At 44.5% G+C, this 13,724-nt stretch carries 12 protein-coding genes, 1 pseudogene and 1 riboswitch; of the genes and pseudogenes, 4 read left to right on the forward strand and 9 right to left on the reverse strand.

Annotated elements, in window-relative coordinates:
• Nucleotides 1-46 precede the first annotated feature (46 nt).
• Nucleotides 47-784 carry an A/G-specific adenine glycosylase gene (locus QUA78_RS07190; protein WP_333303114.1) on the reverse strand — a complete coding sequence of 246 codons (738 nt, stop codon included), beginning with the start codon at nucleotides 782-784 and terminating at the stop codon, nucleotides 47-49.
• A gap of 151 nt (nucleotides 785-935) precedes the next feature.
• Nucleotides 936-2,005: pseudogene (locus tag QUA78_RS07195) on the reverse strand (IS630 family transposase); the annotation flags it as partial.
• A 161-nt stretch (nucleotides 2,006-2,166) separates the two neighbouring features.
• On the opposite strand from QUA78_RS07195, the gene QUA78_RS07200 reads away from it, so the two are divergent.
• The gene (locus tag QUA78_RS07200; RefSeq protein WP_333303115.1) at nucleotides 2,167-4,128 is read left to right on the forward strand and encodes a S9 family peptidase; all 1,962 of its coding nucleotides are present in this window, start codon (nucleotides 2,167-2,169) and stop codon (nucleotides 4,126-4,128) included.
• Between the two features lie 237 nt (nucleotides 4,129-4,365).
• Nucleotides 4,366-4,584, forward strand: coding sequence for a hypothetical protein (locus tag QUA78_RS07205; protein WP_333303116.1), 219 nt, complete (start codon nucleotides 4,366-4,368; stop codon nucleotides 4,582-4,584).
• A gap of 215 nt (nucleotides 4,585-4,799) precedes the next feature.
• Here QUA78_RS07205 and QUA78_RS07210 read toward each other — a convergent pair whose 3' ends face one another.
• The 4 genes from QUA78_RS07210 to ntrB all read right to left on the reverse strand — a co-directional run bounded on the left by QUA78_RS07210 (nucleotide 4,800) and on the right by ntrB (nucleotide 9,086).
• Complete coding sequence (locus QUA78_RS07210; RefSeq protein ID WP_333303117.1) at nucleotides 4,800-5,588, reverse strand: universal stress protein; 789 nt, start codon at nucleotides 5,586-5,588, stop codon at nucleotides 4,800-4,802.
• A gap of 46 nt (nucleotides 5,589-5,634) precedes the next feature.
• A complete protein-coding gene (locus QUA78_RS07215; protein WP_333303118.1) occupies nucleotides 5,635-6,474 on the reverse strand; it encodes a nitrate ABC transporter ATP-binding protein in 840 nt (279 codons plus the stop codon).
• 232 nt (nucleotides 6,475-6,706) lie between these two features.
• Nucleotides 6,707-8,137 carry an ABC transporter substrate-binding protein gene (locus QUA78_RS07220; protein WP_333303119.1) on the reverse strand — a complete coding sequence of 477 codons (1,431 nt, stop codon included), beginning with the start codon at nucleotides 8,135-8,137 and terminating at the stop codon, nucleotides 6,707-6,709.
• 100 nt (nucleotides 8,138-8,237) lie between these two features.
• Nucleotides 8,238-9,086 (reverse strand): nitrate ABC transporter permease, encoded by an 849-nt coding sequence (ntrB, locus tag QUA78_RS07225; RefSeq protein ID WP_333303120.1) that lies wholly within the window; start codon nucleotides 9,084-9,086, stop codon nucleotides 8,238-8,240.
• A 99-nt stretch (nucleotides 9,087-9,185) separates the two neighbouring features.
• A riboswitch (cyclic di-AMP (ydaO/yuaA leader) is annotated at nucleotides 9,186-9,398 on the reverse strand.
• 171 nt (nucleotides 9,399-9,569) lie between these two features.
• Here ntrB and QUA78_RS07230 point away from each other — a divergent pair.
• Nucleotides 9,570-10,763 (forward strand): sensor histidine kinase, encoded by a 1,194-nt coding sequence (locus QUA78_RS07230; protein WP_333303121.1) that lies wholly within the window; start codon nucleotides 9,570-9,572, stop codon nucleotides 10,761-10,763.
• Nucleotides 10,764-10,889: 126 nt separating this feature from the next.
• Here QUA78_RS07230 and QUA78_RS07235 read toward each other — a convergent pair whose 3' ends face one another.
• From QUA78_RS07235 to QUA78_RS07245, 3 genes are read right to left on the reverse strand one after another with little or no spacing between them, the layout of a single operon-like run.
• Nucleotides 10,890-11,045 (reverse strand): hypothetical protein, encoded by a 156-nt coding sequence (locus tag QUA78_RS07235; RefSeq protein WP_333303122.1) that lies wholly within the window; start codon nucleotides 11,043-11,045, stop codon nucleotides 10,890-10,892.
• A gap of 15 nt (nucleotides 11,046-11,060) precedes the next feature.
• The gene (locus tag QUA78_RS07240) at nucleotides 11,061-11,447 is read right to left on the reverse strand and encodes an SLC13 family permease (RefSeq protein ID WP_333303123.1); all 387 of its coding nucleotides are present in this window, start codon (nucleotides 11,445-11,447) and stop codon (nucleotides 11,061-11,063) included.
• Nucleotides 11,419-12,024, reverse strand: coding sequence for an SLC13 family permease (locus tag QUA78_RS07245; RefSeq protein WP_333303124.1), 606 nt, complete (start codon nucleotides 12,022-12,024; stop codon nucleotides 11,419-11,421). Before QUA78_RS07245 ends, QUA78_RS07240 begins: the two co-directional genes overlap by 29 nt.
• A 263-nt stretch (nucleotides 12,025-12,287) precedes the next feature.
• Between QUA78_RS07245 and QUA78_RS07250 the strand changes: the two genes are divergently transcribed.
• Nucleotides 12,288-13,712, forward strand: a complete 1,425-nt coding sequence (locus tag QUA78_RS07250) for a HAMP domain-containing sensor histidine kinase (protein WP_333398697.1) — start codon at nucleotides 12,288-12,290, stop codon at nucleotides 13,710-13,712.
• Nucleotides 13,713-13,724: the final 12 nt, after the last annotated feature.

A 13,724-nucleotide genomic window follows, 5' to 3' on the forward strand; every position in this document is an offset into this window, starting at 1 on the left:
CAGAAATTGTTGTGAACCCGACCCTAAAATGACTGCACAAAATTTGTCAACTGAGTTCGGCAACGAGCAGAGAATTGATTTCGCTGCTCATTTTGTACTCGCACTGCTGTTGCAGCGGACACTCGCCGCAGCGGGGGTTTCTTGCAGTGCAAACTGCCGCCCCAAAGTCCAGCAGTCCTAAATTCCACGGCCCGACTTGCTGTTTGGGAGCGACTCGTTCTGCAGCTTCCCAAAGTTCGGGCGATCGGGATTTTACTTTACCGCCGTCAATCCCAAAAAAACGCTGCAAAATCCGAGCAACATTCGTATCGAGCACCGCTTTTGGCTGTCCGAAAGCATTAGCGCAAACCGATCTCGCAATGTACTTGCCAACTCCGGGAAGTTCCAGCAACTGAGCTTCCGTGCGGGGAACATTTCCCTGATAATTTTCTAGGATAACCAGCACCGATTCCCGCAGCTTTTGCGCCCGAAAAAAAAGACCCAAAGGCTGCAACAAGCTAGCAACTTCCTCCGCAGGCGCGATCGCTAGATCGGAGAGAGTCGGATATCGATCGACAAATTCTTGATAAATCGGAGCCACTGTAGCGGCAGTAGTTTTTTGCAGCAGGAACTCAGCCACTAAAATCGCGTAGGGGTCGCAGGTGCGCCGCCAAGGAAAATCACGGAAATTTTGCTCGGCCCAAGCTTTCAGCCGGCGTTGGAACCAGCGGATTTTAGCAGCGTCTAAATGCTTTGACCCCTGCTCAATATCGGAAGAAAAAACAACGGTATTTAAGGCAGGCATTTGATTGGTACTTTTGATAAGTTGCCAAGTTTATATCTATATATTAGCATATTTAAATAATTAGTAAAAAGCTCTTTTTCTGCTCTCGTTCTTCTCTTACTCTGCCTACTCTGCGGTTAATAAAAAAAATCTTATTAATACCATTTTTTAAAAGATGTGATAGAGATAAAGAATGTAAAATCCAAGACCATCCTGTGAGAAAACCAATGACATGATTTGTGCAAGATGCCAATTTTTCCTGGATTTTGATGCGGAGTTCATCAAGATTACGAAAAACTGACCAAGCTAAAAAATCTTTCAGATATTCCCACACTCTTTCTGTTGGATTTACGAACGGACAATGAGGAGGCTGAAATAGCAAAATAATATTGTCTGGCAATTCAGATTTGCTTAAAAGATGAGCGGGAGCGTTATCGACTTGAATAATATGCAATTCCTCGGGATACTCAAGGGATAATTGTTGCAAATATGCTTGAAAACAAACTTTATCCAAATGGGAAAATTCCCAAAAGAAACTTCTTCCTGTGGATGGAGATACGGCTCCGTACAGCCAGAAACATTCAAATTTTCATTGATGTTCTCCTACAGGCTTTACACCGCTTAGTGTTAACTTTCTTCTCGCTCATTGTATGAAGTCCCATTCGAGTTTCATCACTGCACCAAAATCCCAAAGTTTTGTACTTTTTTACTTGGTCAGAAGCTTTGCTTAGCAAGGCTTTTATCTGTTTGTGCAAATTATTCTTGAAATCACAAACTGCCGTTGACTTTTGTTCGCTACTCGCCCGGTCTTGGGATTTTTAATTTGCTTTTTAATTCTCCTCTAACTAAAGAGTATACAGCTTGATAACTACTGGGTATTTCTTTGATTAACCAGAGCCAGAAATGAACTTCTTTATAACTATGAAACCCTGATGGGTCTCTCAATTCTTGTTGTAATCAAGCTACTACTTCAACTGAAAAGTTTTTGGGTCTGCCAAAAATCTGGCGATTTTTTAACAAGTTTTCTATGCCACCCTCTTTATATTGAGAAAGCCAGCGATGAATTGTGGCTTCACCCTTACCTAAAACGGACGCTGCTTCTCTGACTGTTTCTACTTGTTTTGACTGAAACAAATAAAGCATTTGAACTTTATTATATGTCAAAATTCTTTTTTGTTGCTTCCTAATCTCTAGCAATACTTCTACAGATTCTGTAATCGTTAGATGAGGACGACCAGACATTTAAATTCTCTCCTTTACTTTTCATGTAAGTCTATCATATCTTTAAAAAAATGGTATTAATTAGTACGAATTTTTTGGACATTTTGCTTCCCCGGTGACTGAATTAGTGTAAAGTACAAATATAAATTTATTTGTGCATCAAACACAACAGCCTCAACTATATGAATACAGTATCACCTTACGGCTCTTGGAAATCACCTATTTCTTCCGATTTAATTGTTTCTGGAACTGTCGGACTCGGACAAATTGCTATTGACGGCGATGATATTTATTGGGTTGAGGGAAGGCCTTCAGAAGCGGGAAGAAGCGTCCTCATGCGGCGCACTCCTAACGGTACAATCAACGACGTGACACCGCATCCTTTTAATGTTCGCACTCGCGTTAACGAATACGGCGGCGCTTCCTTTGCAGTTGCTGGCGGTGTTGTCTATTTTTCTCATTTTGCCGACCAACGTATTTATTCTCAAGCATTAGATTGTCAACCCCAACCTCTGACACCTGCTGCTAATTCTCGCTATGCAGATGCGATAGTTGAGAAGCAGAGAAATCGCCTGATTTGCGTGCGCGAAGACCATGCAGGTGAGGGGGAACCTGTCAATACTATTGTTAGCATTAATTTAGATAACGGCGCAGATATTCAGATCTTAACTCAGGGCAATGATTTTTATGCTTCCCCTCGTTTGAACCCAGATGGTTCTCAACTTTCCTGGATTTGTTGGAACCATCCAAATATGCCGTGGGATGGCACAGAATTGTGGGTGGCAGAAATTAATGCTGACGGTTCTTTAGGTGAAAAATACTTAGTTGCTGGCGGGGTTGATGAGTCGATTTTTCAACCGGAATGGTCGCCCGATGGAGTTTTGTATTTTGTTTCTGACAAGTCTAACTGGTGGAATTTCTACCGCTGGCAATCTAGAACCCCCCTCAATCCCCCCTTGATAAGGGGGGAAGGAGAGATAAAAACCAGCTTGTGCGAAATGGCTGCTGAATTCGGACTTCCCCAGTGGGTTTTTGGAATGTCTACTTATGCCGTTGTCTCGGAAAGCAAAATTATTTGCACCTACACTCAGCAAGGCAAGTGGCATTTAGCGAGTCTTGATTTAACGACAAAGCATTTGACAACAATTGAGACGCCTTACACTGATATTTCTTCGCTCAAAGCGCGGGGAGAAACTGTTGTTTTTCTGGCAGGTTCGCCGACTGAATCTACTGCTATTGTACACCTAAATTTAGCAACAAGCCAACTAGAAGTATTGCGCAAATCGAGCAATTTAAGCATCAATCCGGGTTATCTTTCTGTACCGGAACCAATCGAGTTTCCCACGGAAAACAATTTGACTGCTTTCGGTTTCTTCTATCCCCCGAAAAATCAAGATTTCGCAGCACCTGCGGGTGAAAAGCCGCCGCTTGTCGTCAAAAGTCACGGAGGCCCAACTGCTGCTACTTCTAGCAGCATGAATTTGAAAATTCAATATTGGACGAGTCGCGGTTTTGCCGTACTCGATGTTAATTACGGCGGCAGCACTGGTTACGGCCGAGAATACAGAAAAAGACTGCAAGATAGTTGGGGAATTGTCGATGTTGACGACTGCGCTAACGGTGCTAAATATTTAGCTCAAAAAGGTTTAGTTGATGGCGAAAGAATGGCGATCGCCGGAGGCAGTGCAGGGGGGTACACTACTCTGTGCGCTCTTACTTTCCGCGATGTGTTTAAGGCCGGTGCGAGCTATTATGGAGTTAGCGATTTGGAAGCTTTGGCAACGGATACTCACAAATTTGAAGCGCGCTATATGGATGGATTAATTGGGCCTTATCCTGAAAGAAAAGATTTGTATGTAGCTCGTTCGCCCATTCATTCTGCGGAACGTTTATCTTGTCCCGTTATCTTTTTTCAAGGATTAGAAGATAAAGTGGTTCCCCCCAATCAAGCGGAAATGATGGTAGAGATATTGAAAGCTAAAGGTTTGCCGGTTGCTTATGTTGCTTATGAAGGGGAACACCACGGTTTTCGCCGCGCTGAAAATATCAAAAGAACTCTTGACGGCGAATTTTATTTCTATTCCCGGGTGTTTAAGTTTGAGTTAGCTGAACCTGTGGAGGAAGTGCAGATTTACAATCTTTAGAAAAAATTAAGGTTGCAGTTGCTCTATTTGTGCTAAAACGCAACTGCAAGCCATAGCATAACTCGCAAATATTGAATGTGATGTCGTTCACTAATTTGGCTGTTTATTCTCACACTTTTTTGCTGTTTATTGTCACAGGTTTTAAGACAATACACTGACAAAATTTTAGAGTGCGATCGCCTTTTGTTACCGCAGAAACGCCCGATCGCGCCATCCTCGAATTCAGACTCAATTACTATGCAAACTCCTGTCCACCTGATTCCATCTGCTTTGGCCGAGCTGTTTGCCGAAGTGAATCATAATGGCTACATTACTCTAGCCGATAGGTACGGTTTGATGGCGGCTATTTTTGACGAAAATTTGACTGACGAAGACAAACGCTCTATCGATCGGCTCCTGCGCTCTGTGTGCCGGGGAAGGATAAAATTAGTTAACGAATTGTCTATGATCAGGTAAGTGCCTAGAATTTTTATTGACGGTAATATTAAAAATTTCAACAATCAAAAAACTCCTAATTGTCTCGTAATTGGGACTTCGATCCAGCAAACTATTTTTAATTTTTCATCGACTTAGGACTAAGGCAAAAAAAGGTTTGGCACGCGAATTATAGCGGTAGGGTGCGCAGTGCGTACCTTACCGCTATAAAAGTTTTGCGTAAGTGCTGAACAAGCTTAATGTGCAGACATAGCTTTAGCAAACTGCAACTTGCTCAAACTTTCTTCAGGCTGAACATCCATCTGATAGCTGAGTGCCGAAGGAATTCCGAGTACGCAGCACGGAAAATTATTGCCTAGTTCCCTAACCAGCGAGTGGTTGCCCGAATCGCAGCCCAAGAACAGTAAATTTGCAGATTCTAATTCAACCACATTTCTCAGTTCTGTAGCAACCCGCCCGATACGCAAATGAGCTTTGAATAAACCGCGCCATTCCTCCGCCAAACAGCGCGCTTGCCACAGCAACCTATCTGCTACCTCGTACTCATTATTTTGGCCAAAAACAGCTTGGAAATAATGCGGATCGAGCCAAGTGTTTCCTGGGAATACTGAGGGGATTTCCGTTGGAGGTAAAGCGATCGCAGGCGCTGCACAATTAAGGGCGAAGGTTTCCTCTAAATCCGACACTTTCGGCTTGGCAGCCAAGGGATTTCCCACAGCAAAATTGCCAGTATCTTCGCCGTAGCTGTTGGGCGCTTCGTCGATCACGTAGACGACTTGAACCGTGACTTCTTGAGTTGTTACTAAACGAGTTTGATGCGCAATCCAAAGCGTAATGTCCAGAGCGATTTGACTTTTAGGAGAACTGTTGTAACCGACAATAAAATTGATTGTTTTTGCCGAATTTATAGATTGTGCTTTTTTAGAAATGGGTACTTGTGGCTCAGGCAGCAACACCATTTCTTCTGCTAAATTTTGGTATCTCAATGCACTTTCAAAACGAGCTAAAATTGTTTTGAGATTCACAGGCTTGACCTCTCTTAAGTGAATTGTTTTGTCTGTCCGTCGGGAGTTATTCGTCTTGGGTAAAGTAGCGATCGAGAAAATTCAAAGCATAGTTGCGCAGTTCGTAATAATCCTGAGATTCCCGCAACTCCTGGCGATCGCGCGGGTGCGCAAACGGCACTGACAAAATTTCACCTATCGTCGCAGCCGGGCCGTTTGTCATCAGCACAATGCGATCGGACATATAGATAGCTTCATCCACATCGTGAGTAATCATCATTGCAGCTTGTCTGTGATTTTCCCAGATATCCAGCACCTGTTTCTGCAACTTGCCGCGAGTCAGAGCATCCAGCGCTCCAAACGGTTCGTCCATTAATAACATTTTCGGTCGAATCGCCAAAGCTCGCGCAATCCCAACCCGCTGTTTCATGCCTCCTGAAATTTCGTCTGGATATTTATCGGCTGCTGCCGTTAAGTTTACCATTGCTAGGTGTTCGTTGACAAGACTAATCTTCTCGGAACGGCTGAGACTTCGCAAAACTTCATCAACTGCCAGCCGAATATTTTCCCGCACCGTCAGCCAAGGCAGCAATCCGTAGTGCTGAAATACCATCATGCGATCGGCTCCCGGTTTGCGAATTTCTTTTCCTTCCAGTGTCACTATTCCGTCGCTCTGTTTTTCCAAACCTGCCACTATTTTTAGCAGCGTTGATTTGCCGCAACCCGAGTGACCGATTACCGAAATATATTCGTTTTCTCCAATACTTAAATTGATCTTGTCCAAAACGCTAAATTCGCTACCGTCAGCATTTGTATACGACTTGAACAAATTGTTAATTTCCAGAAATTCAGGCTGCTTCTTGACTTGGTTGCTGGCTTCAATAGAAGTAGAAAAGTATTGAGTCACGGTATTCTCCTAAAAAGTAGTAAGTAGGTAAGCGGGATTAAACCGAGCTATGTAACAATATGTAAACAGGGCTAACTTAGCCACGCTTAGGGAATGTGGATACTTTACAATCCTTAACATAATAGGTTTTTACAGCGCCTACCTACTTAAAGTGTTAATTTGATTTCCGAACGGTTGCGTAAGCGGTAAGGTGCGCCCCCTCGCAGAGGTTCTGCGTTCGGGAATGTAGAAATTAAGACTGAAAAAAAGACTGAGGGCGGTTGGCTCGAATTTCAAAACTATTCAAATAACCCACCGGATCGCTAGGATCGAATGCCTTTTTATCAATGAAAAGTTCTGCTGGTTCCACTTGGTAATCCTCCTTCGGACAATCGATCGCCATTTCGGCCACAATCTTGCGGTAAAGGTCGGTTCTCCAAGCTTTTTTAGCTAATTCCTCAGCATTTTTTGGCACTTCTTTAATCTGTCCCCAGCGAGCGGCTTGAGTCATCAACCACAGACTCTGAGACTGCCACATAAATGTTGAATGATTTCCCGGTATTTGAGGCAAATTATTAGGAATGTCATAGAAAATAGTTGCATCTTCCGATTGTATGGTGCGGTCTTTTCCGTCAAACCCTCCATAGTTGTAGGCGCCAACTATTGCTGGTCGCGTAAATTTGTCGATCGCCCCTTTTTTCGGTTTCGCCCCCGTAAAAGATCGCTCAGTCAGCAGCGCCGATATTTCACTGCGATTTTCCGGGTTGCTGCAATACTGACAAGCTTCCACCATTGCCTTAACCAGCGAGTAATAAGTCTTCGGATTTTCATCAATGAATGATTCCATTACTCCCAAAAGGCGATCGGGATGTCCCAGCCAAACTTCCTTGCCTTGCACGAAGGTAAAACCCACTCCCAAATTGCCTTGAATTGCCCGCGTATTCCAAGGTTCGGCCACCATGTAAGCCTGCATCGCGCCAATCCTGATGTTCGTTACCATCTGCGGTGGCGGCACAATAATTACCCGAAATTCTTTGAACGGATCGACACCGGCAGCCGCCGATATGTAGCGGACAAAGTATTCGTAAATCGCAGAACTCAGAACCACTGCCCAAACCCTGTTTTCCGGTGGCTGACTGTCAAAAAAGGCTCGAAATTGTTTGCCAAATTCTTCCAAATTGCCGTTGTATTCGTGCCACGGGCGCAAACCGAAATCCCACATAGCTTTGTTCATCGTCATGGCGTTGCCGTGGCGGTGAATTGTCATTGCCGCGCACAGGGGTGCGTGGCGCGCTCCTTCTGCGCCAATTCGGGCGTTTGTGACAGCGCCGGATACGACTGGGGAGGCGTCGAGGCGGCCGAAGATTACGCCGTCGCGGGAGGTTGCCCAGCTTGCTTCGCGGTTGAGTTGGACGTTTAAACCGTATTTGCGGAAAAAGCCTTTTTTCCAGGCGATCGCAAATGGTGCACAATCGTTAACCGGCACGTATCCTACGATTAAATTTGGTTTTTCTAAGGTTCGGGAATCGACAACCGGCTTTACGGCTGAGGCTTCTTCTGTGAGTCCTTTTGCCGATCGATCCGCGCTAATTGCACAACCAGATAAAGCCATTCCCGCCGCCGCCGCTCCCATTCCTTGCAAAAACTCTCGGCGGTTCCATTCATTGGAAAATTTGTCACTCATATTTAATTTGACTAATGACTGTTAACTGTTAACTGTTGACTGTTGACTGTTAACTGTTGACTGTTAACTGCTTTCGTAACAACGGCCAACTGACTAATCACTAATGATTAATGACCGATCGATGCGTGACCAATTCCTGAACTTTGTCAACAGCAGCGTCGAGCAACAATCCAGTTAAGCCAATTACAAACACCGCTAAAAATACCGAACTCAGATTCAAACGGCTCCACTCATCCCAGACAAAAAAGCCAATTCCCACACCGCCTGTCAGCATTTCCACCGCCACAATCACCAGCCAAGCAATCCCCAAACTAATCCGCAAACCTGTAAAAATGTATGGCAAACTCGCGGGCCAAATTATCTTGGTAATCCGCCTCCAGCGCGGCATTTCCAACACTCGCGCCACATCCAGATAATCCTGGGAAACGCTAGAAACTCCCAAAGCTGTGTTGATAATTGTCGGCCACAAAGAGGTGATGAATATGACAAAAATTGCCGACGGCTCTGCTAAATTAAAAATCGATAGAGCTATGGGCAGCCAAGCTAGCGGCGACACCGGTTTGAAGATTTGAATCAGCGGATTGAGCGCCATCATGGCCGGTTTCGACATCCCGATCAGAAATCCTACGGGAATCGCAACTGCTGCACCCAGGAAAAATCCCAGCAACACTCTGCGCAAACTTGCTAGCAGCAGCCAGCCAATGCCTAAATCTCCAGGCCCGCGCTGATAAAATGGATGGAATATGTAATCTAAATTAGCGATTAACGCCTGATACGGAGTGGGAATCAAATCGCTGTTGAAGCTGGCAATAATCCACCACACACCAAGAATTCCCAAAAAACCCGCAGCAGGTAACAAAACAGCATCTCGGATGACAACGGGTTTTACACGCTTCCACGTTGCAACTCCTGCAAGTGCGATCGCAGATAAATTAAGCTGTACGAACATTTCAATCTCCTTCAGAGTCAGGGCAGGTACAAGAATCTTGAACAATACCAACCTGAGACACTGACGAAGCCAAACAATCTTGTTCAGAAATTTGGCTTTTCAGTCTCTTCTCAATGCCTGCGAAGTTAGCTGACGGGCTAGGACTGAGAGATGTCCTTCTCTAGAGATTTCAAAATCAAAAATTACACTCAAATTTAGCAATTTTTAACTTTGCTTTATAATTCTGTAGAGATTCGCCCCGAAAATTGGTTCCTCCGCTCCAGCCACACGCTTGGTTCGATCGCGCAGTGCTGGATTAGGCTTGACTTTTTAAGCCAATTTAACTTAAGCTAGCACGAGCTTATAATGCTGTCAATACGTCTTTAGGAGTAGCTACTTGCGATCGGCGAAGCTAAAAAGTTGAGTAAAAATTTAAAAAGTTAATTATTAAACTAACCTAGAGATATAAAATGCGATCGCTCACTTGATTTATATCTAAGAGCCATGATAGATTTTAGCCAAGCGCTACAAGATAAAGTTGACATAATTACCGAAAACTGGATCGAAGCTGTTCGCGGCGACGAGGAAATCGAAACCGCCAAGCAACTCACCTACGATTCCGTGCGCGACAGCCTTCCCATCGTACTGCAAGCGATCGTAACTATGCTGTCCGGATCAGAAGACAGCGACATTCGGACAGTCATACAAGAAAGTTTAGAACACGGGACTGTCAGGGCACAACAAGGCTACGATGCCGAAGAAATTGCGCGGGAATACCGCTTGCTGCGGAGGGTAATTTTCGAGGCTATAGAGCCAGAATTGCTAAAAGGCTCAGCCGCTGAAGTGAACCGAGCTTACCGCTTAATTGACACGGCCCTCGACGAAGCAATTGCTGACTGTTTCAAAACCTATACCCAGGGAAGATTCCAAGAACTACAGGAGTTGCAAAACCAATTGCAACTTACAAATCAAGAGCTGACTCGCTTACTTCGCGCCAGTCAAGAGAATCTATCTCACTTAGCTCACGAATTGAAAACCCCCCTCACTTCTATTATTGGCTACTCAGAATTGTTTTTGCGCCAAAGAAACAATGCTAGAGTTAAAGATTCGGCTCCCAATTTGGCACATATTGATAAAGTCCTCAACAACGGCAGACGGTTACTTAGATTAATTAACGATACTCTCGAAATCTCGCGGTACGACGCGGGACGCATAAAATTGCAGCTAACTGCCACAAATGTGCGATCGGCGATCGGCACTGTTGTCGAAATACTGGAACCTTTGGCTAAAGAAAAAAATTTAGAGATCGCCGTTGAGTGCGATCCGGTTCTCGATCAAGTAATGACAGATTACTTGCGCTTGCAGCAAATTATCACCAACTTGGCGAGCAACGCCATTCGCTACACCCAAGCTGGTACTATTCTCATAAAAACCGAATTATTGTCAGACAAACATTGGAGTATCTCCATCACCGATACAGGGATTGGCATTGCTTCAGAAGACTGCGAGCGGATTTTTACGCCCTATTTTCGATCCGACAACCCCCTGGGAGCTTACATTCCTGACAGTACCGGCTTAGGGCTAGCAATTGTCGCTCGATTAGTCAACCTCTTGCAAGGTAAAATCGAATTAGTTTCTGAAGTAGGAGTTGGCTCTTCCTTCACTGTAATTTTTCCGTTAGAATTGGATGGAGTTTAGATTCAGGACTCACTTCAACCTCTATATTTAGGCTTCAACCTAAGCACCTTACCCTTTCTTTAGTTCTCTAGCAACAAAAGCAATGACTAATGACTAATAACTCATGACTAATAACTCATGACTTCTTCAAATCAGAAACCGAATAGTTACATAAACAGCCGGACTTATTAATTGCAGCGCCATCACAGGCAGCCCGTAACGGAGAAAAGTTTGAAAAGAAATCCGCCGCCCGTGCAGTTCAGAAATTCCCGTTGCCACTATATTAGAAGAAGCTCCTACCAACGTGCCATTTTCGCCTCAAGTTGCTCCGTACATCATCGCATAAAACAGCGGCAGCACAGCAGGTGGAAACTGCCCTGCAAAATCCGGAGCCAGCACCTCTGCCGGTGCGAGCCCGACATTGACAACATACTGTTTTAGCAGCGGCACCATCGCCACTACCAGCGGAATATTTGGCACCACGCTCGACATCAAACCCACAAAAAATAACAAAGCTAGGGAACCAACAAAAATATTTTTACCTAAAATTACTGCTAATATTCCAGATATACTGGCGATGACTCCGGTTTTTTCCAAACCGCCAATCAGCACAAAGATAGACATAAAAAATAGCAGGGTTCTCCCATCTAAATCCCGCAAAATATTATTAACAGAATCAATTTGGGAATGGTGAGCTAAGAGCATTGCCAAAGCAGCCCCCCAATAAAGCAACCGCTGCCGATGAAACAGGCACGGGCAGAGACTCTCCTATTACAAAAAATGTCAGCACAAAAGCTATAATTAAGCCGCCCACTGCTAAGACTCGCGGGTGATTGATTTTTGGGTGCGGCAAGTGTTCCAAATATTCTAATTTTTTGTTCCAAATTTCGCGGAACATCCAAGGCAACATAACTAATATAACTGCTAATGCGATCGCCCCGCCCAAACTTAACTTTACCAGGTAATCTGCAAAGCTCATGTTAATAGCATCACAGACAATGAATGTCGCTGAATCGCCCACGATTGTCAGCAGTCCCGAACTGTTAGCCACAAATACCATTAAAATCAGTAACGGCACAAAATCTACACCGACTTCTTCTGCAATTGGCGGAATTAATGGTGCTAGCAGCATGACTGTCGTGGCATTGGGCCAAACTGCACAAATTGGGGTAGTAATCCCGACAATACCCAGCAAGAGATTTTTGCCTTTGCCTTTAGCCAAAAACACAATTTGAGTTGCCAAGTAGTCGAATACTTTGGTAGGCTCAAAGGCTCTTACCATTACCATGACTCCGAAGAATCAGCCCAGCGTTGCGTGACTCCGACTGATATATTCGATCGCGTCGTTTAACGTCCTTACGTGGGTAAAAACCAGCATCAGCGCTCCCAGAAAGGCCGCAACTGTGAGGTGTATCCATTCTGTAATTATTAAGAAAACTACACATATAAATGTTGTTGCAGCGATCGCAGCTTGCACGTTTTCTATTTAGTCCCCTGAAAAAATTAAAATTTAAAAATTATATGTGTTGGAAATTTTACTACTTTATGGCTCTTCTGTCAATAAGTTTAAGTGCTGGTTTTGGTAGCAACAACCTGGGAACGAGCACTCGACAGAGATCCGGCACAGGAAAAAAATCACCTCAAAACTACTTCTTTTGGCAGGGTCGCGATCGCCCAAAGTTTGGTATGGCGATCGGGCGATCGCTCAACTACAATGAAGCATGGGCAATATCTGCCAAACTCAACCCCCACGCAGAAATCATGGACTATAGCCAAGTGCTCGCCGAAAAAACCGATACTATCCTCAAACACTGGATTGAAGCAGTACGCTTGGATCGGAAAATTGAAACCGCTGACACCTTACCGCAGTCAGCGATAGAAAATCACATACCTTACCTGCTGGCGGCGATGACAACTGTGCTCTCGCAATATCAAAAGAGCGACATAAAAGTAATAATTCAAGCCAGTTTAGATCACGGATTAATCAGAGCCGAACAAGGCTACGACGCCGCAGAAGTAGCCCGGGAATACAACTTATTGCGTCAAATAATATTCTCTCAATTAGAAGCAGAATTGCTAGCAGGAAGCACCGCCAACGTATTCAGAGCTTTTCGGCTGATAGATGCCGTAATAGACGAAGCAATTGGCCAGTGTTTCAACAGCTACGTCGCTCAGAGGATGCGGGAAATTCAACAAATCCAAACTCAGTTAAAACTCACAAATCAAGAACTCAATCGCCTCGTCAGTGTCAATCAAGAAAACATCTACCATTTAGCTCACGAACTCAAAACTCCTCTCAACTCAATTATCGGTTATTCCGAACTGTTTTTGCGCCAAGAAAAATGGCAATCTGAAATCAAAGATACCCTCCCCGGCACCGAACACATCGAGCGAGTATTGCGCAACGGCAGACAGTTGCTGGGCATGATTAATGACACACTAGAACTTTCTCGCGCCAATGCCGGAAAAATTAAACTTAACCTGCAGCGAACTAATGTACAATCTCTAATTAACACCGCAGTAGAAATGATGCAGCCAATTGCTGATGCTAAAGGACTCAAGCTCTTTGTTACCAGCGACTGCGCCCCAACACAAGTAATCGCCGACGGACAGCGGCTGCAACAAATTCTGATCAACCTGCTGAGCAATGCCATTCGCTATACAAAATCTGGTAGCATTGAATTAACTTGCCGCCGTGCTGGAGAAGCAAATTGGGCGATCGCAATTACAGATACCGGCATTGGCATCGCCCCCGAAGATACAAACCGCATCTTTGACCCCTTCTTTCAAGCAGGAGAAGCCGGCAAACAGCTCTTTCCCACCGAAAGCACAGGCCTGGGATTAGCAATAGTATCGCGGCTCGTCACGCTGCTGCAAGGCAAAATCGAGCTAGTATCAGAAATAGGAGTCGGCTCAACTTTTACCGTGATTCTGCCCCTAGAAGTTAAAATCCTTCAACAAGTAAGCTAAACATTAAGTTCA

Origin of the sequence: Microcoleus sp. K4-B3, from assembly GCF_036704615.1 — a bacterium.
Classification (GTDB): domain Bacteria; phylum Cyanobacteriota; class Cyanobacteriia; order Cyanobacteriales; family Microcoleaceae; genus Microcoleus.